Genomic DNA, 25011 nt, shown 5'->3' with positions numbered 1-25011 from the left:
CCTTTTGTTTGAAATATTAATTTCTAAGATTATCTCTAAATTTTAGTATTTAAGCAAAAATAGAGAGGTGAAATTTTCTTTTTCTTAGATATAGTGTCAATAACTGACTTCAAAGGTAGCCTGCATTGGTTTATGATCCGATCCTTCATTTTCATTTAAGACGCGGGCCTCTAGTAGTTGGAGTCCTCGATACCAGAAATGATCGAGTTTTTGCCCTAGAAAAGTAAGGCGATCATCATTTCCAGAGAATTCAGTTTTCTTAAAGCCTTGAGCTTTAAAAAGTAGATTCATTGAAATCGTTTTAGATGGAGTATTAGTATTAAAGTCGCCCGCAAAGATAATTGGACCTTCTAGATCTTTCACCTCATCAATTAATTCAGAGACTTGATTATAGAAAGGAATTATTCCAACAAAGTTTAAAGCATGAATATTTACGACAGTAAGGACTTTGCCATTTGAAAGAGGGTAGCTTGTTACAAGTCCCATCTTTGGTGTATTTGCTAGAGGCTCACGTGACTGACTTCGGTATGCTTTTTTTGAAATTGAACTAACTTTTGAAGATGTGAAGACACCTGTTGCTTCTTTTTTAGTATTGATAAAAGATGTGGCCATAACAACTTCTGAATTAACTGGGTTTTCAAGTTCTGTTTTCATATCCCCAGAAAGAAGAAATTCTTGACCTAATATAAGATCACTCTGCGCATCCATTGATTGATATTCTCTTGGCCAACTTGGTTCACTACCTTTGTACATATTCCAAACAGATATAGTAAAGCGCTCTGGAATTGTGCAGTCTTGGCACTTAATAGAACTATTTGTTTCTAATATTTGAGATTTAGCCGGAACCTTAAAGATGAGATTTGCTAGGTTATTTCCTGCATGAACATTGATATTAATGAATGTTGTTAAAATCATGAAAATGCTTAACTTTTTCAAATCGAATCCTTTTTCACTGTTTTTTATTGTATTTCTTCTAAATCTAACTATAAATCTAGCTGAAATCGCAAAAAAACTACAGACAAGCTTGTAAATATTATGGACTGACCATATATATAGCACTTAGCATTTTTTGGAGTATTTAATGGAAAGGCCACTTTTCTATTCACTTTCACCTAAGTCATTAAAATCATTTCTTGAAAGCAATGGTCAAAAGGCTTTTGTGGCCACTCAGATTCTTAAATGGGTTTATGAAAAATATGAGTTTAACCCTGAAAATTGGACAAATATTTCCAAAAATCTAAAAGATCTTCTGCTTGAAAACTTTGATTTTAACCTTCCTAGAATTGTATGGAATGGCCTATCAAAGGATGGAACGAGAAAATTTCTTGTGGCCATGCGAGATGATAAGACAGTTGAAACTGTTATGATTCCTGCTCGTTCAAACCGTAAGACTCTTTGTGTTTCCTCTCAAGTTGGTTGTGCTATTGGTTGTACCTTTTGTCATACTGGGACAATGGGCCTAATGAGACACTTGGAAGCAGGTGAGATCATTGGTCAATTCCTGGCCGTAACAAAGTTTCTACGTGATAAGGTTGGGCCAGAAGAGCGTCTATCAAATGTCGTCTTTATGGGACAGGGTGAGCCTCTTCATAACTTTGAAAATGTAAAAGTAGCAACTGAGCTAATGGTTAATGAAAAGGCATTAGGTCTTTCTCAAAGAAGAGTTACGATTTCAACTTCCGGACTTGTTCCTCAGATTAAGAAATTAGATGATTTTCCGCCTGTGAATATCGCTATTTCTCTACATGCTGCCCATAATGATATTCGTACTGAATTAATGCCAATTAATAAGGCATTTGATTTAGATCGTCTTCTTGGTGCCATTAAGGAAATTCCGCTAAAAGCACATCGTTATATCACATATGAATACTTATTAATTGATCAGTATAATGATCGAGCCGAAGATGTGACAGCTCTCTTGAATCTACTCCCAAAAAAGGTTTCAAAAATAAACTTAATCCCATTTAATGAATATCCAGAATCAAACTTCAAGCGTCCAAGTGTAAGTCGAATCAATTGGTTTAAAAACCAGCTAGAAGATGGTGGAATAACGACGACTATTAGAACGACAAAGGGAAGTGATATCCTTGCAGCATGTGGACAGCTAAAGAGTGAGCTTGAAAAAGATGCGAATCTTTGGGACTAATTAAAGACGATTATTTCTTATTCTCGTAATCCCAGTATTTAACTTTTGAATTCTTTGATGATGGAAGACGTTTTGACTTTTCCGCTTGCTCATCTTGATCAACAGTATAACCATCTTGCCATTTTACTGTAGCTTTTTTGTTAACTACTTTCTGCTTAAATGAGATGGGCTTCTTTGATTCTGAGTGAAAAAATGCAGGTGCTTCATATTTCTCAGCAGAACATAAACCCGACTGTATTACTAAGGTAGTAAATACCAAAAGTTTAAAGTTTACTGATTTCATAAAATCCTCACATATTCCCATTAGGTTAATATCCAATATACTTTTCGGAATGCAGCAGATTTACTTTAATAGGCAAGTTTGTAACATGTTAAAAAGTTTACGAAATCCAATATTTCTGGGAAGATAGAGGTATGGTTTTATAAGCTCAGGGAGGATGCTTTGTCGAATAATAAATCAAAAGATCGTGCAGTTGTGGGCCTTATGGCCTTAGTGGCGGTTTTCTTTGTCGTGCTTATTTTATTTTCAGTATATACGGTAAATATTTTTAAGGGTAGCAACGACTACATTGCATCATCATCAACGAAATCAAAAGATAAGATTGCTCTCATTGAAGTTGAGGGTGTCATTATGGAGTCTAAGAAAGTCATTGAACTTCTCCATAAGGCAGAAGCTGATGAAGCAGTAAAAGGTATTATCTTAAGAGTAAATTCACCTGGTGGAGCTGTTGCTCCAACTCAAGAAATTTATCAAGAAATTCTTCGTATTCGAGGAGTTGGTCAGTATAAAGAAATAACAAAAAAACCTAAGCCTATTTATGCTTCTTTCTCATCAATTGCTGCAAGCGGTGGTTATTATATTGGCGCAGCTACAGAGAAGATTTGCTCTTCACCAGGAACTCTTACGGGCTCAATTGGTGTAATCATGCAATTTGTTGATTTATCAGAATTATATAAATTCGCCATGGTAAACCCACAAACAATTAAAGCTGGTCGCTATAAAGATATTGGTCAGCCAAATCGTTCCATGACACCAGAAGAAAGAGAACTTATGACAAGAATGACTTTAGATGTTCATAAGCAATTTATAGATGACGTATCAGCGCAAAGAAAAGAGCGCTTAACTTCACCAATTAATGAAGTTGCTCAAGGTCAGGTTTTTTCTGGAGCACAAGCTAAAAAGCTTGGTCTAGTAGATGATCTTGTTGGACTTTGGCCATGTGCACGTGGTCTGCATAAAACACTTGAGCTTGAAGGTGACTTAAACCTAAGTGAAATTAAAATTAAAAAGAAAAGCAACTTCTTCTCTCTTATTCAAGATCTAGAGGATGTGAAGGGTGCTGTTTCTAGCTTTGTTGAATATGTGAAAATGAGCAATTCGACGAATATCATGTACAAATAGTTGAGGTATAATGCATATCTACTTAAATTGGCTACAAGATCATATATTAGCTGTTGTGGCCTTTGTTTTTACTCTTATCCTGATTTATCACTACTTTAGTGAGAAGGATACAGGTGTAAAACTTTCAAAAAGATATCGAAATTCTATTTTCGAAGCTCAGTCAAAAGTATTCTTAAATGCTACACAATATCTAATCTCAGGTAATCGTGATCTTGCTATTAAAGAATTCCTTAGTGCTGTTGATATTAACCGTGAAACAATCGATACATATTTCGCGCTTGGTGGACTATTTCGAAGCAATGGTGAAATTGAAAAGGCCATTAGTATTCACCGCTCTCTTATCGCAAGGGATAATATCTCTGAGTCTGATCGAATAAGAGCTCTCAAAGAGTTAGCAATTGATTTTGATAAAGGTGGCTTCGTTGATAAGGCCATTGAAACATATAAAGATGTTTTAAAAATCAATCGCGATGAATTTGATGTTATTCAATCTCTTTGTCGAATTTATGAAGATATTGGTGACTGGGATCAGGCATATAATTATCGCATTATGCTATCGAAAGTAGGACACGAAAATCAATCCGAAACGATTTCTCATATTCTTGTTCAAAAGGCCAAGAAACAATTTGAGAACGGACAGCTTTCAAAAGCGGCTGAAGACTTAGAAGATGGCTTTCGTTTTGCTCCTTCTGTATCGGCCAAAATATTAAAGCTTAGAATTCTTCTTCATGAAGGTAATGTTGATGAGGCTAAGCTTAACTTATTAGAGCTTTTAAAAGAGCAACCAATGTATGCTTCATTTGCTTTTGAGTCTTTAGAAGAAGGATTTAAAGGAAGTGAAGATGAGAAGGAAAAGTATTTTAAGAGACTTAATTTAGTCGTTGAATATTTCTTAGAATTAAATGATGCTGATCTTCTTTCAAATGAATCGATCATTTTAACTAAGATTAGACTTTTTAAACAACAACACCAACTCCATAAAGCTTATGAATTATTAAGTGCTTGGGAAAAAGGTGAGAATACAACTTCTGATGCTCTTAAGTCTGAATATATTAAGATCTTAATTGAGCTCGGTAAAAAAGAAGAAGCTGTTACACAAATGAAAGGACTACTCGATAATATGCGCCAAACAGTTACAAAGCACTATTGTCGAGAATGTGGTTATAATTCAGATGATATTTTTTGGCGTTGTCCACAATGTCATGAATGGGAAACGATACAATTCAGATGGAAAGTATAAAGAAAACTATTCTAATTCTATTATTTGCAACCCAAGCTTTTGGGCAAGCAAAGAGTGATAAATCTTCTAATGTTAAGAAGACGATTTATTACGTGAATACTGTATACTCTCAGCTACATCAAAATCCATCGAAGTTCTCAAGGGTTCTTTCAACTTTTGAGTGTGGACAACCTTTTTATGTAAAAAGTGCTCCGCTGTCGAATTTCTACAATGTTGAATATTCTAATTACCAAGGCTTTATGAGTGTGGATGTTTTATCGAAAACAAAACCACAAGAATGCTGGCAGGATTTATATCGCCGCTTCTTTGATAATATTGAAATCGGTGTAACTGAAATTCACTATTGGGGACGTCTCCAGGATCTATTAAGAAGAGGGGAGAGTCGATAATGAAAAGGTTATTAATTTTAGGATTTATTCTTACATCTTTTTCATCTCCATTTGCTCAGTCAGATCAAAGTGAACTACCTGTCGAAAATGAATTTGTTAATTTTAATAAAATTCAAAAAGTATTAAAAAAAGATGGCCTTGAAAAAGTTGCCAAGAAGAAAAAGATTAAAGCTCAGGAAAAGAAAGACTCGATCGAAGATAAGAAGAAGGCTTTCTATAATACACCAGGAGGAAGACACTTCTGGGAAATTATGACTCAGTATTGGCTTGTCAAAAATGTAAACCTACTAAAGTGGGATTTTCATAAACCTGAATTTGGAGTTACTGAGTACTTTGAAAACTTTCTAAAAGAAGTTGGCTACTTTGGCCTAAAGTTTAAAGTTCTGTATGTGAACTCTGCAAATATCACGCATTTTGGTTTTCCACTTTCAAGAAAAGACTATCTCTTTGTTGTAAGTGTTCCATTTATCCGTGCTATGGACTTATCAAAACTTCAAATATCTCTGTTAATGTTTGAGGACTTATTAAGACTAGAAAATGAACAATTTATTAGTAAATTCGATGATGCGACATTATTGAAGTTAATGAATAGTAACTTTTATAAGAAAGAATTCCCAAAGGAAGCATTTGAAAAGGTTCTAGCTAAGTATTCTGATATTGCTTTTAACTCTGGCTTTTCTTTTAAAGATCAGTTTACAGTAACGAAGAAAATGGATGTTATTTTGAAAAATAATCCTAAATATTGGAAGAATTACTATAGTCTATTAGAGAAGATCGACTCTTTAACAAAGGGGAACTTACTTTATAAGCATTATTCCAAGATTTATCCATCACCTGAATTACAGCTAAAATGGATAGACCCAACGACTAATTAATATGAAGTTATTCGCCAAAGAAAAAGCTATTTATACCTCAAAGTATGCAATCTCAATTTTTATGTATTGGGTAATTTACTTTATATTAGTTTCTATAGCTTCGTTCTTTCACTTTCGTCTTGGCCATAAATTGATAATTGTAGAAAATTGGCTATATGACTTTTCATGGCAACTACTCGTGATGGCCAGAATTCTGGGATTTTTTGCATCAGCATATCTATTTTCAGATATTCGAATTAAGGATATTCGAAGTCAGCTCTCTTTTGATTGGTATAATAATATTACGACACCTACTTATTTAGTATCGTTTGCTTCAATTTTGGTGTTCTTATTCTTTATTCGTCCAAGTCATTTAGAGAATGTTCAATTTTCTGTTTTTCAGTTAATTATCCACAATATCTTAATTTTTGCCTTTTTCTTCTTTGATTTTTTAAATTCAAAATTATTTCTAAAGAAGAAAAGGGGAGTTGGAAGGTTATTTCATATATTTGTTGAAGGATCTTTTGTTTATCTTTCTTTATTTGTTCTTTTTCCAAGAAATACAAGTTTAGAAATTGGTCACCTCTTATTATTTTATATGGCCTATATTCATCTGTATTTATTTAACTATTCAGTCTTAAAGGGAATGATCTTTGTATCAATAGTCTTTGTTCCGCTTTTTGCATTCTTAGGTCATGATCCATTGTGGGGGACATATTACTCGATGTTTTTCTCACGCTTAACGAGCCTGCTAATGCCGGCCATAAGTTTATTAATTGTAACAATCGCTTACTCATATTTTTTACGTAAGCAAGGAGAAGTATAGTGCAAGGTCACAACTTAGATATTTTTCAAATCTTACTTGATTCTAGTATTGTCGTAAAAATCGACTTACTATTACTTGTTGCAGCCTCAGTGCTGTCTTGGACAATTATCTTTCAAAAGCTATCTGCATTCAAAAAAGCGGAAAGGGCCAATAATGACTTTAAAAACTTTTTTAGTGGAGTAACTTCATTAGAAGAAGCATATCACGATGCACAGACCATTGAAGAAAGTCCTCTAAAGAGAGTTTTTCTTTCTGGTTATCGTGAACTAAAGAAAACAGAAATTGCTCTGGGTGAAAATTATGCTGCTATTAAAGAACACTATGCTTCGATAGCAAACCAATCAATGGAGCGTACTCTTAGCAATGAAGTTGTTGAAGTCGATCAGACGATGAGTTCAAATCTAACAACATTAGCTTCAATTGGATCAATTACTCCATTTGTTGGTTTATTTGGTACCGTTTGGGGGATTATTGATTCCTTTTCAGGGCTTGCTAGTGGTGGAGCGACACTAGAGACTGTTGCACCTGGTATTGCTGAGGCCCTAGTTGCTACAGCAGTTGGTTTAGTCGCAGCGATTCCTGCAACTTGGTACTTTAATAAATTTGGTCAAAGAAGAAATAAACTTAGAGAACAACTTCATATTTTTAGTAATCAATTTATTAATGAAGTAGAACGCTATATTTCTTCAAAGTCTTAGGAGTATTTCATGGGAATGAATACAGGTGGAAATGGCGATGGGCCAATGTCAGAAATCAACGTAACACCCCTCGTGGATGTTATGCTGGTTCTCCTTGTTATCTTTATGATAACGGCACCTCTTATGCTTAATGGTATTGAACTAACTCTTCCAAAAACTAAGGAAGTGAATGTCATGAACTTAAGTTCGTCTCAAGTTGTTTTAAGTTTTACGAACTCTGAAGAGTTCTATGTTGGTAAAGATAAGATCTTAATGGCCGAACTTATAAAGGTTTTAAATTTGAAGCTTCAGGAAACAAAGTCTCAGACTTTATTTTTAAGAGCTGATTATCAGTTAGAATATGGAAAAGTTGCAAAACTCATGTCATATCTGAAATCAAATAATATTAACAATATTGCATTGGTAACAGAATTAGAGGAATAGAATTATCGAAAATAATTTTAATAAATACATTTCAATATCATTAGGGGGACACGTTCTCTTAGTGGCGGCTTTGTATCTATTTTCGATCATGAAATTAGGAACTCCTTTTGATCCAGAGAAAGCAAACCTTAATAAAATGAGAGTCATTGGAAAAGCCATTAAGGTTGATGTTGTGGCCATGCCTAAGATGACTTATCAGGAATTAAAGAAACTAAGCCCACCACCAAAGAATAAAGTGGCAAAACCTAAGGTTGAAATGAAAGACACAGGTGGAAGTGATAAGGCAATTTTAAAGAAAGAAAAGAAAACAAAGTCATTGGCCGATATGCTTTCTAAATATGCCACAAGAGATGTTAAAGAAGACAATAAGCCTAGAAAGAAAGTTAAAAAAATAGAAGAAGTCGAAGATAATACTGATTATAGCGGTGTTATCGCTGCTGGTAATAAATTAAGTGAAGGTAGCTCATATACTGGAACAAGTAGTGTCCAGGCTCAAGGTGCATTTGATGAGTATGTTTTAAGTGTAATGGAAGAGGTTAGAAGATATTGGAAGCTTCCAGCTTATCTTGCAAATTTAGAGCTATCTTGTCATGTGCAAATTTTTATTAATGCCCAAGGAAAGTTATTAGATTATAAAATTATAAAGTCTAGTGGTAATAAAGAATACGATAATAAAGCAATTAGCTCAATTCGTTCCGTTAAGAAGTTCCCTAGACCAGATAAGGAAATCACCAATAGGTTAGTCGCTGGAGAAATTGTTCTGGCCTTCCCTATATAGGAGGTACAATGAAGTATATTTTAAGTGTTTTTATATCATTACTATTATTTACAAATGTTTTAGCTGAAAATGGGCTAACTGTTGTTTCCGTTGGTGAAGCAGAAGTTGTAAAAGAAACCCTATTAGTTGAAAAAGTCTTCTCTGAGGGTGCATTTACGCCTAATGAATTAGAAGCTGCTGAAAATTACATAAATATCGTAAGAAATGATTTTAAGTTCTATTCAAATTATTTTCAGGTTCTACCACGACGAATCTCTCAAACATCTTTTGATAATGTACGATTCTCTACTTATAAAGCAAAGGAGACAAACTTTCTTGCTCGCTTTCGTGTTAACCGTGATAATGGGACAACAAATCTAGAGTATCGTTTATGGAATACTTCAAACGAAAAAGAATTAGTAACAGGAAGTATTGCATATGATCAAAATAACCGTAGTGCAATCCATGAAATTGCAGACAAGTTTTATCGCGCTATTGTAGGAAAGCCATCAATCTTTAAAGATAAGATTGTATTTGTTTCAGATCACAAATTACCAGAAGGAAAGAAAGAGCTTTTCATCATGGACTTTGACGGTGCAAACCCAAAGAGACTTACTTGGCACAACGGAGTTGTTATCTCTCCTGCTGTTTCTCATGATGGAAGTAAGATTGTTTACAGCTTAATTGATGAGTCAGTAAAAGGTGCAAAGAAGAACGTAAACCTTATGATCTACGATGTTGCGACTAGAAAAACAAAGATCCTTTCTAAACGTAAAGGTCTTAACTCTGGTGCAATCTTTACTAACGATGGGGAAGAGATCATTTTAACTCTTTCTCACCAAGGAAATGCAGAACTTTATCGTATGCATTTAAAGACAAGAAAGCTTACGCGATTAACAAAGAAATTTGCACCAGATGTGGACCCATCTCTTAATGCAGAGGGGACAATCCTTACATTCCTTTCTGGAAGACCTGGTAAACCAATGATTTATACGATGGATCCCTCTGGAATAGAGAAGGATGTAAAGCGTATCAGCTACGTTGGAAAGTATAATGCGACTCCACGATTTCACCCAAATGCCTCTGAGATTGTCTTCTCTAGCTGGCTTGATAACCGTTTTGACCTGTTTAAGGTAGGGGCCGATGGCCAAAACCTAGTGAGATTAACGAAGGATTTCGGCTCAAATGAGGATCCTGAGTACTCAAAAGATGGACAGTTCATTATTTTTACAAGTTTGAGGGTAATTTCACAATCTAAGGCCACTCAGAATGTCTATATTATGGACACTTGGGGTAAAATCCTGGGTCCACTAACCTCAAACTTCGGAAAGTGTACAAGTGGTAGATGGCTTAAGTCATTGTAATTACTGTATATCTATATTTTTTTTGAACACCCGAGTATTTTAGTCTTGTAAAAAATTCAGACGCACTGTATCATGAATATAGTTTAACACTGTGCGACACACACAATAAAAAATACACGGGAGTTTTTACATGACAATCGAAATGAAAAAAGAATCAACAAAAATTGAAAACCTACTGTCTACTCTTCTTACAACTTTAGATGAGCAGATTTTCTTTAGTGAGTTATCAAAATTCTTCAAATCAGAGATTGCATGCGATGAAATCATCATCAACCTTGCTCACGAAGATGGAAGCTGTCGAATCGTTTCTAAGAATGCTAAGGCAGTTAAAAACGCTAAGAGAGTTTCAAAAGGACTAGGAGCTGTTGGACATGTAATTAAGTCTAAGAGAGCTTACTTTTCAAATAATGTACAAAGAGATCCACTTTTTGCTTCTACTAAAGAAGAAAATTCACACTCTGAATTATGTGTACCAATGATCATCGACGGAGTAATCATCGGAACAATCTCTTTTAAAGGTAATAACGAAGAAGTTAATTTTAAGAAAGAAGATATCAATACTGTGCTTGAAGGACTAAATGCTATCCAAAAGCCACTTAAGAATATGAAGATGTATCTTTCAGCTAAATTCTTAAATGAGTCACTTAAGCAAAAAATTGAAGAAAAAGACCATGAGTTAAAGAACTCTGTACCAGGTGTAAACCTTTCTCGTTCAACTACTCAAGAGAAAGAAATCATTGGTAAATCAGAAATCATGCAAGAGCTTCTAATTGCTGTTGATCGTGTAGCAGCATCAGATGTTAACTCTTATATGGCCGGTGAAACTGGTGTTGGTAAAGAGATGATCGCAAGAAGAATTCACTGTCGATCAGAAAGAAAGAACCACGCATTCATCGTTGTAGACTGTTCAATGGGGAACGATGACTACTTAGAAGCAGAAATCTTTGGAAAAGAAGAAGTTGATGCTGTTAGAGGATTTAGAGTAAAGAAAGGTGCCCTAGAAGCAGCTAATGGTGGAACAATTTTCATCAATAATATTGAAAAAATGCCTGTAAAGGTACAAGCAAGACTAATGAGCTTCATCAATGACCTAGCTTATTCTAGAGTTGGAACTCATGAGAAACTAAGATCAAACGTAAGAATTATTGCTGCATCAGCACATAATATGAAAGAAAGAGTAGAGGAAGGAACTTTTAGAGAAGACCTATTCTACAATCTATCAACTATTGGTCTAAGAGTACCATCTCTTAGAGAAAGAAAGTCTGATATCGAAGTTCTAGCTAACCACTTCCTTAACCTTGGAAAGTCAGCTGAAACACAAAAGTCGATGTCTCCAGGTGTTGTAAAACTTCTTGAAGATTACAATTGGCCAGGAAACGTAAGAGAGCTTCAGTCAATCATGGAAAGAGCTTATGTTCTATCACCAGGAATGATTGTTGAAAGAGATCACTTAGCTGATAGCATTAAAGTTGAGCAACAAGAAATTAATGAAGAAAAAGAAGAGATTAGAGTATTTAGAGAAATGACGCTTGGTGAAATTGAGAGAGAGCATATCTGTCATACACTTGAGCACTTAGGTGGTAACAAGACTAAAACAGCAAAAGTTCTTGGTATTACTGTAAAGACTCTTTATAACAAGCTGCATAGCTACGGAATGATTGAAGCTAAGGAAGCTTAAAAGAAGTTTAAACAGAATTGATAAAGCGTGTTTTTGAAGTTAATATGTTAGTCTAATAAGGAGAAACCATGTCAACAGAAGACAATAGACTACCGAAGAACTTCAGAAATTCACCAGATTTAGAGAATTTTTACCGCTTTATCTATGAAAATAACTTAAGAGCTGAAGCTAAGAAGATGTTCGAAGCTCTAAAAGTTGCTACTACTCCTGTAAAGAAAAGAGGAAGAAAGAAAAAATCTTAAAATCTTGTCAAAAAGTCGCAAAAATATCATACAATATAAGATGCCCGTATTTTACGGGCATCTTAGTTTTCAAAGGATCAACATGGAAGTTGCTGAACAAACCAAAAAAGGTTTAAAGGTCTATGACCCTCTCTATGGTTTTATTGATTTAACTCCTCTAGAGATGGAAATCATTCACAGCCCATTCTTTCAACGTCTTAGATGGATCAAACAATTAGGATTTTCATTCTATGTATTTCATGGTGCTGAGCACTCTCGCTATGGCCATTCAATTGGTGTTTTAAATAATGCTCATCATATTCTAAGATCTGTTGGACGAGGTGTTGAAGATCACGAGTTATTTCAAAAAATTCAAGTAACCAAAGAGGCCAAATATCATCAGGCCATTCGTATATCTGCCTTACTCCACGATATTGGTACTTTTCTCTTTTCTCATACAACTGAGATGGCCTATATCAAAATAGGGGAGACTACTAATAAGAAAGGTGGAAAAGGTCTTAAAGATGACCACGAAAATCTTGGTTCATTTATTATTAAAAATACTGATTACGAAGGTGGTCTAACACGTATTCTTAAAGATCATGGAATTGATCCACAAGAAATTTCAGATCTTGTAAAAGGAACTCACTCTTCAATTCTTGCCAATCAAATTCTACACTCTGAAATTGATTGTGATCGTATGGATTATCTTTTAAGAGATGCTCATTATACGGGATTAAAATATGGAACTTATGATCGTGAGTATCTTCTTCATCATTTCACAACGAAGAAAGTTGCGGGACATGATATCTTAGCAATCAAAGAAAATGCTCTTCACTGTGTTGAGGACTTTCTAAATGCAAGGTTTGCTTGGTACTCACAAGTTATTCGCTCTCCTCGTGGATCAAAATATGACTCTATCGCTGATACGCTTTGTTATCATATGCTAGAGAAAGGCCATATTTATCGCTACAGTGAACTCTTAGATATTATCAGTAACGATCCAATGAGATTCTACGGTTTCAATGATTCATACTTTATGAATACGATTCATAAATTATTAGTTGATGGAAAGTTTGATGGTTATCCACATATTAAAGATATGGCAAAAATCCTTCTTCTTCGTCATGGAGCTAAGAATATTGATATTAGCGAATTCTCACAAAGCCTATTGGAACAAGATAATACTGGCTTTAATGACAAGCTCTATAAGAAAACAGAAAATAAGGCCCAAGATATTGTCAATATTGTAAAGATGAAAGGTGGAGCTGCTGATTGGGTTATCCCTGATCTTCCTAAGAAGAAAATTATCTTTGTTAAAAGTCCTCGAGAGTTAGCAAAGGAAACAAATAAAACGAATCTTTTACTTGAAAGAGATCCTGTGAAAATTTGTTTTGATGATGGCCAGGTACAGCTCTTAGCAGATGTGGAGAACTCAATAATCTCTAAGCTATCAAATACCATGAGCTACACGCCAAATTGTTTCTGCTCAGATGGAGCTTATCAAATTCTTCAGGATGAAGGGATTATCTAATTAATTTAGACGTCCCTTCGCTCTCTTTATAAGTGGTAGATAAATACCTTCAAGGCTTGCACCATCGTAATCAATAGTACTGAGATTTCCCGTAAGCAAGTCTAGCTCTGAATTTACAAATAGGACTTCTGTATAATTATCAAAAGTAGGATAATCGCGAACAAAAGCTCTCTCTTCAATTGAGTTTTCAAGATTTAATAGCAGGCAAATAATATTAGCACTACCTTTTGGCTGAGGTATTCTTGGAATAACAAAGCTTAAATTATCAATAAGGTTATTGAGATAATCTTGTCTTTCTTCACTTCCAAAAGTGACAAGGCCTTTATTTGTGATTGAAAAGAATGTTGCTTCAACACCCATAAAGCGGTGAGATTCATTATCAATTGATAATAATGATATGGCCTCATCTCTTGGTGATAAAATATATTGGCCAGTAATTTCATCAAATGGTGGAACAAAGATAAAGTTTTCAAAATTTGTCATACCAAGATCTTTATCCATATTTAGCCCAACGACTTCGATAGATTTTGATTTTGTTTCTCGACAAAGCATTCCCACTGTAATGGGACGAATCCTTTGACCTTCTTGAATTTGTTCTTCACACAATTGGCGATCAGTATAAGCAAGAGTTAAATTGATTTCTAGTTGATCAATATACTCGGTTTTAAAGCGATTACTTTCAGAATTGGTGTCATTTTGGATTACATAGATGATGTCATAAAATGATAGACAATTATCGACACTTGAATCATCGATACAATTTCGTGATCTAAGAAAAGATGAAAGGTGTTTCGGATCCACTTGTCTATTGTTAATTTTTTCAAGCACTTCTGACTCCTTGAGCATCAAATTTATATGATTCTACGTTCGAAATTGGCCATGTTCAAGGTGAGTTATGTTAAGTTTTTCTATAACTGACGCGGTGGGTTGGTTTTTTCATCCACCTTTGCTTAATATTTGATTTTGTTATAAAATTGTACTGTGGCAAAGAGGATTTTTGCCCACATTCAAGTTAGGAAGATTTGAATATTATAATGAAGGACTCATATCAATGATCTCAAGCAGTTACGCAAATCAAACTCATCAACTCTTTGGTAATCAAAACCTCAGCACCAATATGTGCTTTAACCTAGAAAATGTAACGGTTGATTTTGGTGGCATCAAGGCCATCTCTTCAATTAATTTACAGATTCGAAAAGGTGAAATCGTCTTTGTGACGGGAGCTTCAGGAGCTGGTAAGACAACGTTGTTAAACGTACTCGCTGGTAATATTGCACCAACAAGTGGAAATATTAAGATTGATGATCGCGTTTTCACAACTCAGGTTTTTCAGGACTTAAGATTAGTTGAGCACATGAGCTTACTAGAAAACCTTCAGTATTCATTTGATCCAAGTGTTTATCGTTCAAAAAAAGAATTTGAAAGTGATTTAAATGAGTTAGTAAAAATTCTTGGAATAAAAAATCGTATAAAATTAAAAGCAAAAGATGCCAATGGGGGACTTAGGCAAAAGGTTGCCATCATTCGTGCACTTCTTTCTAAGCCAGATGTATTCATTGCTGATGAGCCATCAAGCTCTTTAGACTTTGATAATACGAAGCGCTTATTTGATTTATTAAATATTTATAATTCTAAAAGAGGAACAACGATTATTTGGGCCTCTCATAACCGCGAGCTAGTGCAAAGATTCACTGGTCGTATTATTCACTTAGACAACTCTAGACTTATTCATTCGGGGCATGCATGTTTTATTTAAAGGAATTAGCAAGATTTTCAAAGAACAATCTCTTTGGTCAAATCCTATTTTCTATTTTAACAATGACTCTTGTTGTTGCCGTATCAAATTATAATCACTTTGAGGCGAAGATCTCTCGTGCTCTTCCATCAATGCAAAATGAGTACTACTTTAATGCTCTAGTTGATGGCGACCTAAATACAAATAGTATTACAAGAAAAATTAAAGGTCTTCCAGGTGTTAAGGCAATCGAAAGTATTAGTGCTTCTAAAAACTTAAATGTTACTAAACAGTTAAAAGATGTTCTTGATCTAGATAAGAATGAAATTACAGAAGTTATCTCAATGAAAGGATTAAAAATTATTCTTGATGAGAAAGTATCGGAGAGTTCAACTAATCTCATACGTGAGTATTTAGTGAGACTTACAGGTAAAGATAACGTCGTTTTAGGTGGTATTAGAAAGAAAATCTCGAATCACCAGTCATGGAAGGAAGTTATGACGGAAGTTAAGCGAAGACCATTACAGGTTGCTATCGTTGTTCTTTCAATCTTTTGGATCGTTGCATTTGTTGCAATTAGAAAAGACCTTAAGCAAGTGTCATATTTAATTGAGAAATTTCAAAGAAAAAAGAACGTAGCTCTAAAGATGTATTTAACAAATATTCTTATATGGACTCTTTTTGGAATTGTTATCTCATTTGCTTTCTTTGCTCCAAATGAAATCTTGGTCGCAACTATATGCGCTTTATTAATTTCAACATCAGCTTTGTATACGCTTGGGAAACTTGAATGGCAAAAAGCTTAGTACTCCTTTCATTTTTAATTGCATCTTCAATTGCTTTAAACTCTAATGCAGCGACAAATTATAACGCTGTAAAGAAAGAGGTTAATAGTAGTCGAGAAAAGATTAATTCTTATAAAAAGAAGATTCGTTCAATTGAAGAAAAGCTACAAATAAAGAATGAAGATTACTTGCAAGCAATGAAGTCAAGACAGGATCTTGATTATAAAATATTTGAAATAGAAAAAAATCTTAATCAATCATTATATGAGTTAGAAGATGATAAGACGAAAGTTAAAAAAGCAATTCGTCATGTGGCCCTAAGTTATCTTGAAAATTCAACTCATGAAGATTTATTAAAAAATCAACTACTCTTAAAATCTTTAAAGAAAGAAAAGAAAGAGATTCAGTCGAAGATAGAATATTGTACAAAACTAAAAAAGAAAGTTTTTGATCTAAGAACACGCTTAACAGAGACTGCCAAGGTTGAAAGAGAGCTTTATTCAGTTCTTAGAAATCTTGAAAATGAAAAGAATTCAACAGTTAAGGTTTTTCTTACTGAAAAAGAAAATCATGAAAAACTTAAAAATGAATATGGTGAGTTAAAAAAGTCTTATCTTGCTAAACAAAGAGCAAAGAAAGAAAGAGCTCGTAGAAAAGCTGCAAAAGCGAAGAATGCGAGTAAGTCTTCTGCCGCAACTCTAGCAGCAAATTTTGCAATTCCTTTAAAGAAATATATCTCAGCTGAAAATGGATCAAAGGGGATTACTTATACAGTAAAAAGTGGCGAAGGTGTTTATGCTACTAAAGAGGGAACAATTGAGTATGTAGGTTCTCTTGCAAATGTTGGTAATGTCATTATGGTTGCTCATGGTGGAGATGTTAGAAGTATTTATCTTGGCGACTTTGCTGCGAGTGTGAAAAAAGGACAAAAGGTTAAACTTGGTTCCACGCTTGCTAAAACTCGTTTTTCTATCAAGAAAGGAAATCTTAGTAAGGTTTACTTTGAAGTTAGAAAGAAGAATACTGCACAAAATACAGCACAGTTAATTAACGATAAAATAAAATTATAAGATTAGGATTTATATATGAAGAAGATAGTTTTGGCCCTTGCTCTAAGTGCCTTAGTTACTCCTACCTTTGCCAAGGAAAAGGATTCACAAGCTTCACGTTTTGAAAAACTAGAGCTCTTTAATAAAGTTATCCATATTATTGAAACAAATTATTATCGAAAAGTTAATATCGATAAGCTCATTGATGGAGCACTTAAGGGTATGTTTCAAACACTTGATCCGCATTCCGCTTTCTTAGATAAAGAAGTATTTAAAAAGATGCAAGAAGATACAAGTGGTGAATACGGTGGTCTTGGAATTGAAGTAACACAAAAAGATGGTGTACTTGTTATTACGACACCAATTGAAGACTCACCTGCGGAAAAAGCTGGTCTTAAGCCAGGTGATAAGATTGTTGAGATCAATAATGAGTCGACAATAGGTATAACTCTTGATGAAGCCGTTGATCGCATGAAAGGTGATCTTGGAACTGTTATTAATTTAGGTATCCTTAGAGCTGGTGAAAGAGATATCCGTTACTTTGATGTTAAAAGACAAAAAATTAAAACGAAGCCTGTTAAGTCGTATGCTGTTAAAGACTATGTAGTCATTCGATTAAGCCAATTCCAAAAAGATGCTGCAAGACATGTTGTTCGTGCATTAAAAAAGCATAAGAAGGAATTAGGTAAGAAGTTTAAAGGTGTTGTTCTTGATCTTAGATCAAACCCTGGTGGACTTTTAAATGAAGCAGTAAATCTATCTTCGATTTTCTTAAATGATGGAGTCGTTGTTTCAACAGAAGGACGTGACCCTAAGAATAAAGAGATACGTTATGTGAAAAAGAGCGGACATAAAGAATTGGATTGTCCTCTGGCCGTTCTTATTGATGGAAAAAGTGCTTCAGCTTCTGAGATTGTAGCAGGTGCTCTTCAAGATCATAAACGTGCAATCGTCGTTGGAACAAATTCTTTTGGTAAAGGAAGTGTGCAAACTGTTTCTCAAATTACGGAAGATGCAGGAATTAAGCTTACTATTGCTCAATATATGACACCAAAGGGAAGAAAGATTCAGGCCCTTGGGATCAAACCAGATGTTATGGTTTCTCAGGTCGAAGGTGAGTTTGTTGAAGAGAATATGTATGACGATGGTGGAATTCGTGAAGTTGATTTAAGAAACCACCTAACTGCTACTGTTGAGACTGAAGAAGAGAAAAAAGCGCGACTTAAGCGTGAGAAAATTGCTCGTAAAAAGAGAATTGAAAGAGCACGTGAAATTAATAAACATATCAAGAATAAAGACAAAGATAGAAAGTATTCGGCCTCAGAGGACTATCAGGTTATTCAGGCAATTAAATTCTTAAATACTGTTAATAAATTCAAGAAGATGTAGAAATATTCGAAGTGGGATGACGCTGTCCGTCTTCTCACTTCGCACCTTTCAAGACATCATTATTGAATGACCAATAAAGTACCTTCTGTATCCCAATTAATTACCCATATAAAAAATAATCTCGAGTCTAATTACCAAAATATTAGTGTCACAGGTGAGGTCTCAAATTTGAGTTCTTCTGGTGCTGGTCATTGGTATTTTTCACTAGGTGATGCAAATGCTTTGATGAATATGGCCCTCTTTAGAGGGGACGCCATGAGAAATCCGATAATTAAAAATATCAAGGCCGGAGACAAGGTTATCGTTTCTGGTTCAGTATCGGTCTACCCAAAAAGAGGATCGTTTCAGTTAATTGTTAAGCGTATCGTTCCAGCTGGAAAAGGAGATCTACAGGAGCAATTTGAAAGACTAAAAAAGAAGCTTCAGGCAGAAGGTCTTTTTGATATGAGTTCAAAAATACCAATTCCTTCAATGCCTAAGAAAATAGGTGTTATTACTGCTCGTGGCGCAGCAGCACTACAAGACTTTTTAAATGTTGCAGCAAGAAGGTCTGATTATCACCAAGTCTTATTATCACCGGCACTTGTTCAAGGGGATAACGCACCAGCTTCAATCAGAAAAGCATTAGAGAAATTAATTGCATACCATCTCAAGGCAAAAGAAGAGGGGCGCACTAAGGATATGTTAGACGTTATTGTTCTAACTCGTGGTGGTGGCTCCATGGAAGATCTTTGGGCATTTAACGATGAGGCTCTAGCCTGGGATATTTATAATTGTCCAATACCAACTATTAGTGCAGTAGGACATCAAGTTGATTTTACAATTTCTGATTATGTAGCAGATCTACGAACAGAGACCCCATCAGCGGCCGCAGAAGTTTTAACGCAGAAGTTTTTATCAATTGAAACTGATTTAAATAGAGTTAGAAAAGATCTTAAAAACGCAATGGATGGCCAACTTCGAACTCGATATGAAGTTCTGGCCGAAACGTCACCACTAAGTTTCTTACAAGCACTTAGATCAAAGATTTCAGAATATAAACACGATCTTGAAAAACTTAATTTAATAAAAAGAAAGGAACAAATTCTTTCACTATATGAATATAGCTATGAGCTTGATCGTATCGCTCAAAAGCTATCTCGTGCTATTAAAGAAAAGGTACAAGTATTTAAAAATCGCAACCTAGAATTTGAAAAGATTCTTTCAGCATTGAATCCTCGTAACGTTTTAACTCGTGGTTATGCTTATACTCAAATTGGAGATAAGGTTATTGGAAGTGCAAAAGAGATGAATAAATTATCAAATGTGGATGTTGATATTCATTATGCCGACGGCAAGGTTACTCTTCATAAGGGGACAAAGGCATGATTAATTCATTGGAGCTAGGTGCTGAAAAAGCCAATGCGACTTCAAGTGGTGTTGATAAGTTCTACTATCATACTAATATCTCACTTGAGGAAGAAGTTTTAAGAGAGCTCGTTTATGCTGGCTTCACTCCAGTTCATGAAGACCTAGAATATCCAATTGAGTTTGAAATAGAATCAGGATCACCTCTTATTATAAAGCTTCAATCTTGTCTTATAGAAGTTGAAAGTATTGATCACCTAAAGAACTTAGTGCACTTTAACCGCGCTCTACAGCGACTTTATAAGTTAAATGAAAGCATGCACTTAACAAATTTAGATGAACTTGGAGAAGGTGGGGTAATACTTGAAAAGGTCTATCAAGAAAGTGATAGTAACTTTATCGGTACAATTTTTAAACTCAATGATGTTAAGAATGAATTCGCTATTACAAAAATAAAAAAGAATACTTCTCAAAATTACTTAGTCGTTGAAGACTATTGTTTTGAAGATGAGGAGAATTATTATCTTTTAAAAAATAAAGGTGAAAATACTCAAGAGTTTGCCATTGGAATCGCAAATGCCATCACCCTTATCAGTGCTAATGATAAAGACTTGGCAAATGAAGCAATCGGTATCAGTGAGCTGATCAATCAGCTTAGCTTTCCGGTGGTAATTTTAAATGATGATATTGTAAACTTTCACAACGATCATTTTTCAAAATTAGGAATAACTCCAGGACAACTTCTGAAGTCTGTTGATAGTGGCTGGATTGATATTGATGAAAATAAGTATAAGATCCTATCGTCAACATCTAATCATCTACAAATCATCTGTCTTGTAAGACAGGAGTTTAATTATTCAAAATCACATTCAGAGCTTGGTATTATTACTAGCTCTATTGCTCATGAATTAAATAATCCATTGGCCGGAATTCTAGCGGCAATTAATATGTTAGAGCTCGAAGACTGGGCCGAAGAAGATGCTGCAACTTTAGAAGAGATGAAAGCTTCAGCGAAACGTTGTCAAAACCTAGTGAGTACATTCTTAGGTTTTTCACGTCTTAAAGAAAAACAAGGTTTCGACCAAAGTTTTGGAACAATTCTAGAGCAAGCAACAACACTTCTTAGTAATCGAAAAATTGAATCAGGGATTTCAATCGAAACTAATGTTTCAGCACAATTAGAAAATGCAAAAATATGTGGTGCTTCACTACCAATTATTCTTTATTTAATTTTAAGTGAGATGATGACTTTAAAAAATCATGAACTTCTCATTGAAAAAGGGGATAGTACTATAAAGTGTTCTTTCACTTTAAATGGAAGTGACATCAAATTAAATGTGAAAAATTTAAATCTAGAAGGTCAAAAGAGTAAGATTCTAGGGCGACTGATTGGTCACTTATTAGGACTTGAAAATTCCCGTGTGGATATCATTGGCCAAGATATAATTATCTATAATCTTCTCTAAATAAAGGCCTTTGGGTAGTTATACCTATTAGGGTTTGCCTGTGTGAATTTCTCAAACTCCACAAAGAAGAATTCTTTATTCTTTAAAGCAAAAGAGTCTTTAAAGATGATAAGTTCACGCTCTTCTCTCATACACTTTGCCATATAGAGATTTGTAATATCAGCTAGTGCTTTTGGAAAGTTAACTTCTTTTAGCTTCCCTGACTTCTTGCGGTTGGTTTTTGAATTAATGTATTGAATTAATTTCTTATCGTGTCCCGGATAGCGAAAGATTAGTCCTTGGCGAATACCAAGTGCACCTAGAGGGTAGATTGTATACTGCTCTGGTACCAGGTGATTCATGAGAACAAAGTCACATTGTTTTATTTTTTGTAACTCTTCTTTGTATTGGCCTTTTAGTTCCTCGAGGCTTTCTTTACCAATGAGGTTCTCTTTTAATAGATCAATTGATTTCTCTTTGTCCGTCTCATCCATTTTTGCATATGAATGATTGAATCGAATAAGAGATTCAAGGATTGGCCCTGAAAGCTTCATTGAGATTGTCTGCCATTCAAGTTCAGCAATACGATCACAAATATATGTAATTTCATTTTCTTTATTTGTACAAGGATAAGAGAAGAGAATAATTCCATTCTTTCCTTTTACTGTAATAACAAAAGGAGCAAAAATCGATTTCATTTTATCTCGAATTTCCTCTAAGTTACTCGATGCTTTTTTGAAATTACAAAGGTCCAATTCATAGCGGTTTTTAGGGTAGTAGAGATGGTTGATCTTTTTGATACCCTTAGCAATAAATATATTTAAGTAATTTAGAAATAGCTCCGCTGTTGCAATTGAATCATCAAGAGCGCGGTGGGCCTTGTTATGTGAGATTTCAAAGATTCTCGACATATAATTTAGATTTGAGTTCATGAGGGTTGGAATAAGGTATTTTGTCATAAGGTTTGTACAAAGGCCCTTATTCTCTAGCTCTTTTCTCCCAAGTCTTTTTAAAACAGAATTTAAAAATGGGATATCAAATGAAGAGTTGTGTGCGATGAGAACGCGATCTCCAATAAATTCTAAAACCTCTTCGATGACTTCATCAATCTTTGGTGCATCTTCTACTTCTTCTTGGGAAATTGAAGTTAGTTTTTGAATAAAGTCTGGAATCTTTCTTTCAGGGTTGATGAGAAAACTTTTTGTAGCACCAACTTTTAAGTTATCAATTTGGACGAGCCCGATTTCGATAATCTTGTCTTTTTTCTGATTTCCACCTGTCGTTTCAAGATCAAAGACACAAAAACTCATGTCCTCGAGCATTTCTCTAGATGATTGATTCGAATTTGATTCCATTTACAATCCATGAAAGCCGAGTATTCACTCGTGGTTAGATATTGTATTTATTATAACAAAGTTCTCTCTACCGAGGTAGAGAGAAATTATTAAATTTGGGCTATTGTTTCTTTTAGTAATTCTAGGAACTTTTCCATCACACGTGCTGCTTCATGCTTAATATCATCGTGATTAAGTACAGTATTTTCAATCCCTGCCGCCATATTTGTCACACAAGAGATACCTAGGACATTTAATCCCATATGATTTGCAGCGATACATTCTTGAACTGTGGACATTCCAACGAGATCTCCACCAAGTCCACGATACATGCGAATTTCGGCAGGTGTTTCATAAGTTGGTCCAAGTACACCAACATAAACACCTTCTTTCAGGTCATATGAAATTGCCTTTGCTGAAGCTAAGGCCACTTCTCGAAGAGCAGGTGACCATGCATAAGTCATATCTGGAAAACGAGTTCCAAGCTCTTCTATATTTTCACCGACAAGACAATTCTCGCCAGTCATATTTAAATGATCAGTGATAAGAACAAGAGATCCTGATCCATAATCAAGATTAATTCCACCTGCTGCATTTGTAATAATAAGATTCTTTACACCGAGTGTTTTTAAAACACGTACTGGAAAAACAACTTCATCAAGAGAGTGTCCTTCATAGCGGTGAATTCGTCCTTGCATAACTGCAACAACTTTTCCTGAAAGTTCACCAAGTACTAATTGTCCTTTGTGTCCTTTTACTTTTGTCTTTTTAAAACCTGGAATTTCCTCGTAAGGAAGCTCGACTTTATTTTCTAAAAGATCCGCAAATCCTCCAAGACCAGAACCTAGAACAACTCCAATCTCTGGTGTCTTATCAAATTTGCTCGCAATATAGTCTTTTGATTCTTCAAGTCTTTTAAGTAAATCACTCATTAGATTTCCTTCGTCTCAAAAATTAACTTAGTTGGCTTTGGCTTAGCAGTAGTGATTTTAATATCTTTTTTAAGATCAGCTAAAATACCATCTACTTGTTTTTTCTGATTCTTATTATGATAAATCACAACAAGCTCATCACCCTTAGCAACTTGCTCACCAACTTTCTTATTTAATACAAAACCAACACCAAAATCGACTTTATCATTTGCTTTAGCACGTCCACCACCAAGACTTACACAGTGAAGTCCCATCTGCTTACATGCGATAGCTGAGATATAACCTTTCTTAGGTGCTTTAAAAACTGTCTTATGTTTTGCAACAGGTAGGCGAGAGTAGTCATCACAAACTTTTTCATCTCCACCTTGAACTTTTATAAGATTCTTGAAAACTTTAAGTGCTTTTCCGTTATCAATAACTGCACGTGCTTTCTTTTCACCTTCTTTAATTGATTCTGCTTTTCCTGCAATATAAACCATGGCACCAGCAAGCTTAACACTTAGGTCCGTTAAATCTTTTGGCCCATTTCCTTTTAGAGTTTCAATTGATTCAATAATCTCAAGTGAGTTACCAATATATTGACCAAGTGGTTGGTTCATATCACTAATCATTGTAACCATACGCTTATCAAAACGCTTTGCTGTATCTCTTAAACTCTTTGCTAGAGCTTTTGCATCTTTAAGATCGCTCATGAATGCACCATCACCAGTTTTGATATCCATAACAATACCGTTGGCACCTTCAGCAAGTTTCTTACTCATAATAGAAGCTGTAATTAAAGGAATTGATTCAACTGTTCCCGTTACATCTCTTAGTCCGTAGATAATCTTATCAGCTGGAGCGATATCTTTTGTTTGTCCAATCAGAACAATCTTTTCTTTATTAAGTTGCTTCTTAAATTGCTCTAGAGTCAGTGATGTTTTAAATCCTTTAATTGATTCTACTTTATCAACTGTCCCACCAGTGTGACCTAGTCCTCGCCCGGCCATCATTGGAACTTTTACACCACATGCTGCAGCGATTGGCCCAAGAATAAAAGAGGCCTTATCACCAACACCACCTGTTGAGTGTTTGTCGATCACGTTCACACCTTTAAACTTGAGTGTTTTTCCAGAGTAGAGCATGGCATCTGTTAGTGCCGCTGTTTCTTTTACATTCATCCCGTTTAGGTAGATTGCCATAAGAAGTGCAGACATTTGATAGTCAGCGACGTCGCCATTAGTGATTCCATTAATGAACCATTTTATTTCTTCGTCTGTTAATCTCTTCCCATCTCTTTTTTTCGAAATGATCTGATATGCGTTGAAGTTTTGTGACATAGTATTCCTTTAATTTATTTTCAATTTCCATAATTTGGCGCGCATTTATTGCATCAAATTACTTCTGCGTATAGAATAGTAAAAGAGTCATTATAGTGGCGGCCTTTAGAGGTGGCAATGATGAAACTTAATGCGCTTTGCGCC

The 25011-nt window shown here is 34.8% G+C and carries 25 protein-coding genes; 19 read left to right on the top strand and 6 right to left on the bottom strand.

Annotated features, from left to right (window positions below; all coding sequences use genetic code 11):
• Positions 1–96: 96 nt before the first annotated feature.
• Positions 97–936, bottom strand: coding sequence for an endonuclease/exonuclease/phosphatase family protein (locus DAY19_RS01940; protein ID WP_133296862.1), 840 nt, complete (start codon positions 934–936; stop codon positions 97–99).
• A 145-nt stretch (positions 937–1081) separates the two neighbouring features.
• On the opposite strand from DAY19_RS01940, the gene rlmN reads away from it, so the two are divergent.
• Positions 1082–2146 carry a 23S rRNA (adenine(2503)-C(2))-methyltransferase RlmN gene (rlmN, locus tag DAY19_RS01935; protein WP_114705499.1) on the top strand — a complete coding sequence of 355 codons (1065 nt, stop codon included), beginning with the start codon at positions 1082–1084 and terminating at the stop codon, positions 2144–2146.
• A 10-nt stretch (positions 2147–2156) separates the two neighbouring features.
• On the opposite strand, the gene DAY19_RS01930 is transcribed toward rlmN, so the two are convergent.
• On the bottom strand, positions 2157–2429 hold the full coding sequence (locus DAY19_RS01930) for a hypothetical protein (protein WP_114705498.1): 273 nt from the start codon (positions 2427–2429) through the stop codon (positions 2157–2159).
• Between the two features lie 159 nt (positions 2430–2588).
• Here DAY19_RS01930 and sppA point away from each other — a divergent pair, with 159 nt between their 5' ends.
• From sppA to DAY19_RS01875, 12 genes are all read left to right on the top strand, one after another.
• Positions 2589–3548, top strand: coding sequence for a signal peptide peptidase SppA (gene sppA / locus DAY19_RS01925; RefSeq protein ID WP_114705497.1), 960 nt, complete (start codon positions 2589–2591; stop codon positions 3546–3548).
• 10 nt (positions 3549–3558) lie between these two features.
• Positions 3559–4788: a hypothetical protein gene (locus tag DAY19_RS01920; protein WP_114705496.1), complete on the top strand. Its 1230-nt coding sequence runs from the start codon at positions 3559–3561 to the stop codon at positions 4786–4788.
• Positions 4755–5177, top strand: a complete 423-nt coding sequence (locus DAY19_RS01915; RefSeq protein WP_120405311.1) for a hypothetical protein — start codon at positions 4755–4757, stop codon at positions 5175–5177. The genes DAY19_RS01920 and DAY19_RS01915 overlap by 34 nt, the downstream gene beginning before the upstream one ends.
• Positions 5177–6052, top strand: coding sequence for a hypothetical protein (locus DAY19_RS01910; protein ID WP_114705494.1), 876 nt, complete (start codon positions 5177–5179; stop codon positions 6050–6052). The genes DAY19_RS01915 and DAY19_RS01910 overlap by 1 nt, the downstream gene beginning before the upstream one ends.
• 1 nt (position 6053) lies before the next feature.
• Positions 6054–6857 carry a hypothetical protein gene (locus DAY19_RS01905; protein ID WP_114705493.1) on the top strand — a complete coding sequence of 268 codons (804 nt, stop codon included), beginning with the start codon at positions 6054–6056 and terminating at the stop codon, positions 6855–6857.
• Entirely contained in the window at positions 6857–7555 is a 699-nt protein-coding gene (locus tag DAY19_RS01900) for a MotA/TolQ/ExbB proton channel family protein (RefSeq protein WP_158536744.1), read from the top strand. The genes DAY19_RS01905 and DAY19_RS01900 overlap by 1 nt, the downstream gene beginning before the upstream one ends.
• Positions 7556–7564: 9 nt before the next feature.
• Positions 7565–7978: a biopolymer transporter ExbD gene (locus DAY19_RS01895; protein WP_114705491.1), complete on the top strand. Its 414-nt coding sequence runs from the start codon at positions 7565–7567 to the stop codon at positions 7976–7978.
• An 88-nt stretch (positions 7979–8066) separates the two neighbouring features.
• Complete coding sequence (locus DAY19_RS01890) at positions 8067–8756, top strand: TonB family protein (RefSeq protein ID WP_114705490.1); 690 nt, start codon at positions 8067–8069, stop codon at positions 8754–8756.
• A gap of 8 nt (positions 8757–8764) precedes the next feature.
• Positions 8765–10099, top strand: coding sequence for a TolB-like translocation protein (locus DAY19_RS01885; RefSeq protein ID WP_114705489.1), 1335 nt, complete (start codon positions 8765–8767; stop codon positions 10097–10099).
• A 130-nt stretch (positions 10100–10229) separates the two neighbouring features.
• Complete coding sequence (locus DAY19_RS01880) at positions 10230–11777, top strand: sigma-54-dependent Fis family transcriptional regulator (RefSeq protein ID WP_114705488.1); 1548 nt, start codon at positions 10230–10232, stop codon at positions 11775–11777.
• Between the two features lie 68 nt (positions 11778–11845).
• Positions 11846–12019, top strand: coding sequence for a hypothetical protein (locus tag DAY19_RS15190; protein WP_158536743.1), 174 nt, complete (start codon positions 11846–11848; stop codon positions 12017–12019).
• Positions 12020–12101: 82 nt separating this feature from the next.
• Positions 12102–13532 (top strand): HD domain-containing protein, encoded by a 1431-nt coding sequence (locus DAY19_RS01875; RefSeq protein ID WP_158536742.1) that lies wholly within the window; start codon positions 12102–12104, stop codon positions 13530–13532.
• Here DAY19_RS01875 and DAY19_RS01870 read toward each other — a convergent pair whose 3' ends face one another.
• Positions 13533–14360, bottom strand: a complete 828-nt coding sequence (locus tag DAY19_RS01870; protein WP_114705486.1) for a hypothetical protein — start codon at positions 14358–14360, stop codon at positions 13533–13535.
• A 223-nt stretch (positions 14361–14583) separates the two neighbouring features.
• Between DAY19_RS01870 and DAY19_RS01865 the strand changes: the two genes are divergently transcribed.
• From DAY19_RS01865 to DAY19_RS01840, 6 genes are all read left to right on the top strand, one after another.
• Entirely contained in the window at positions 14584–15288 is a 705-nt protein-coding gene (locus tag DAY19_RS01865; protein WP_120405308.1) for a cell division ATP-binding protein FtsE, read from the top strand.
• The gene (locus tag DAY19_RS01860; RefSeq protein WP_114705484.1) at positions 15276–16073 is read left to right on the top strand and encodes a hypothetical protein; all 798 of its coding nucleotides are present in this window, start codon (positions 15276–15278) and stop codon (positions 16071–16073) included. The genes DAY19_RS01865 and DAY19_RS01860 overlap by 13 nt, the downstream gene beginning before the upstream one ends.
• The gene (locus DAY19_RS01855; protein ID WP_114705483.1) at positions 16058–17122 is read left to right on the top strand and encodes a murein hydrolase activator EnvC family protein; all 1065 of its coding nucleotides are present in this window, start codon (positions 16058–16060) and stop codon (positions 17120–17122) included. The genes DAY19_RS01860 and DAY19_RS01855 overlap by 16 nt, the downstream gene beginning before the upstream one ends.
• Positions 17123–17137: 15 nt before the next feature.
• Entirely contained in the window at positions 17138–18490 is a 1353-nt protein-coding gene (locus tag DAY19_RS01850; protein WP_114705482.1) for a S41 family peptidase, read from the top strand.
• A 66-nt stretch (positions 18491–18556) separates the two neighbouring features.
• Complete coding sequence (gene xseA, locus DAY19_RS01845) at positions 18557–19858, top strand: exodeoxyribonuclease VII large subunit (RefSeq protein WP_114705481.1); 1302 nt, start codon at positions 18557–18559, stop codon at positions 19856–19858.
• A complete protein-coding gene (locus tag DAY19_RS01840) occupies positions 19855–21303 on the top strand; it encodes a histidine kinase dimerization/phospho-acceptor domain-containing protein (RefSeq protein WP_114705480.1) in 1449 nt (482 codons plus the stop codon). Before xseA ends, DAY19_RS01840 begins: the two co-directional genes overlap by 4 nt.
• Here the strand turns inward: DAY19_RS01840 and DAY19_RS01835 are convergent.
• The 3 genes from DAY19_RS01835 to DAY19_RS01825 form a co-directional block, all read right to left on the bottom strand.
• Positions 21300–22637 (bottom strand): 3'-5' exonuclease, encoded by a 1338-nt coding sequence (locus tag DAY19_RS01835; RefSeq protein ID WP_114705479.1) that lies wholly within the window; start codon positions 22635–22637, stop codon positions 21300–21302. The genes DAY19_RS01840 and DAY19_RS01835 overlap by 4 nt on opposite strands.
• Before the next feature lie 89 nt (positions 22638–22726).
• A complete protein-coding gene (locus tag DAY19_RS01830; RefSeq protein ID WP_114705478.1) occupies positions 22727–23548 on the bottom strand; it encodes a purine-nucleoside phosphorylase in 822 nt (273 codons plus the stop codon).
• Positions 23548–24867, bottom strand: coding sequence for a thymidine phosphorylase (locus tag DAY19_RS01825; RefSeq protein ID WP_114705477.1), 1320 nt, complete (start codon positions 24865–24867; stop codon positions 23548–23550). Before DAY19_RS01825 ends, DAY19_RS01830 begins: the two co-directional genes overlap by 1 nt.
• Between the last annotated feature and the right edge of the window lie 144 nt (positions 24868–25011).

It is taken from the genome of Halobacteriovorax vibrionivorans (genome assembly GCF_003346865.1).
GTDB classification, from domain to species: domain Bacteria; phylum Bdellovibrionota; class Bacteriovoracia; order Bacteriovoracales; family Bacteriovoracaceae; genus Halobacteriovorax_A; species Halobacteriovorax_A vibrionivorans.
The sequence above is the reverse complement of the archived record's forward strand: the minus strand, read 5'-3'. Positions and strand labels throughout refer to the sequence as shown.

Coding starts and splice junctions, on each gene's coding strand:
- DAY19_RS01850 (WP_114705482.1), top strand. CDS start 17,138: ATGAAGAAGATAGTTTTGGCCCTTGCTCTAAGTGCCTTAGTTACTCCT.
- DAY19_RS01885 (WP_114705489.1), top strand. CDS start 8,765: ATGAAGTATATTTTAAGTGTTTTTATATCATTACTATTATTTACAAAT.
- DAY19_RS01860 (WP_114705484.1), top strand. CDS start 15,276: ATGTTTTATTTAAAGGAATTAGCAAGATTTTCAAAGAACAATCTCTTT.
- DAY19_RS01825 (WP_114705477.1), bottom strand. CDS start 24,867: ATGTCACAAAACTTCAACGCATATCAGATCATTTCGAAAAAAAGAGAT.
- DAY19_RS01930 (WP_114705498.1), bottom strand. CDS start 2,429: ATGAAATCAGTAAACTTTAAACTTTTGGTATTTACTACCTTAGTAATA.
- DAY19_RS01905 (WP_114705493.1), top strand. CDS start 6,054: ATGAAGTTATTCGCCAAAGAAAAAGCTATTTATACCTCAAAGTATGCA.
- DAY19_RS01920 (WP_114705496.1), top strand. CDS start 3,559: ATGCATATCTACTTAAATTGGCTACAAGATCATATATTAGCTGTTGTG.
- DAY19_RS15190 (WP_158536743.1), top strand. CDS start 11,846: ATGTCAACAGAAGACAATAGACTACCGAAGAACTTCAGAAATTCACCA.
- DAY19_RS01835 (WP_114705479.1), bottom strand. CDS start 22,637: ATGGAATCAAATTCGAATCAATCATCTAGAGAAATGCTCGAGGACATG.
- DAY19_RS01865 (WP_120405308.1), top strand. CDS start 14,584: ATGATCTCAAGCAGTTACGCAAATCAAACTCATCAACTCTTTGGTAAT.
- rlmN (WP_114705499.1), top strand. CDS start 1,082: ATGGAAAGGCCACTTTTCTATTCACTTTCACCTAAGTCATTAAAATCA.
- DAY19_RS01910 (WP_114705494.1), top strand. CDS start 5,177: ATGAAAAGGTTATTAATTTTAGGATTTATTCTTACATCTTTTTCATCT.
- xseA (WP_114705481.1), top strand. CDS start 18,557: ATGACCAATAAAGTACCTTCTGTATCCCAATTAATTACCCATATAAAA.
- DAY19_RS01915 (WP_120405311.1), top strand. CDS start 4,755: ATGGGAAACGATACAATTCAGATGGAAAGTATAAAGAAAACTATTCTA.
- DAY19_RS01875 (WP_158536742.1), top strand. CDS start 12,102: ATGGAAGTTGCTGAACAAACCAAAAAAGGTTTAAAGGTCTATGACCCT.
- DAY19_RS01890 (WP_114705490.1), top strand. CDS start 8,067: ATGAAATTAGGAACTCCTTTTGATCCAGAGAAAGCAAACCTTAATAAA.
- DAY19_RS01855 (WP_114705483.1), top strand. CDS start 16,058: ATGGCAAAAAGCTTAGTACTCCTTTCATTTTTAATTGCATCTTCAATT.
- DAY19_RS01880 (WP_114705488.1), top strand. CDS start 10,230: ATGACAATCGAAATGAAAAAAGAATCAACAAAAATTGAAAACCTACTG.
- DAY19_RS01830 (WP_114705478.1), bottom strand. CDS start 23,548: ATGAGTGATTTACTTAAAAGACTTGAAGAATCAAAAGACTATATTGCG.
- DAY19_RS01840 (WP_114705480.1), top strand. CDS start 19,855: ATGATTAATTCATTGGAGCTAGGTGCTGAAAAAGCCAATGCGACTTCA.
- DAY19_RS01895 (WP_114705491.1), top strand. CDS start 7,565: ATGGGAATGAATACAGGTGGAAATGGCGATGGGCCAATGTCAGAAATC.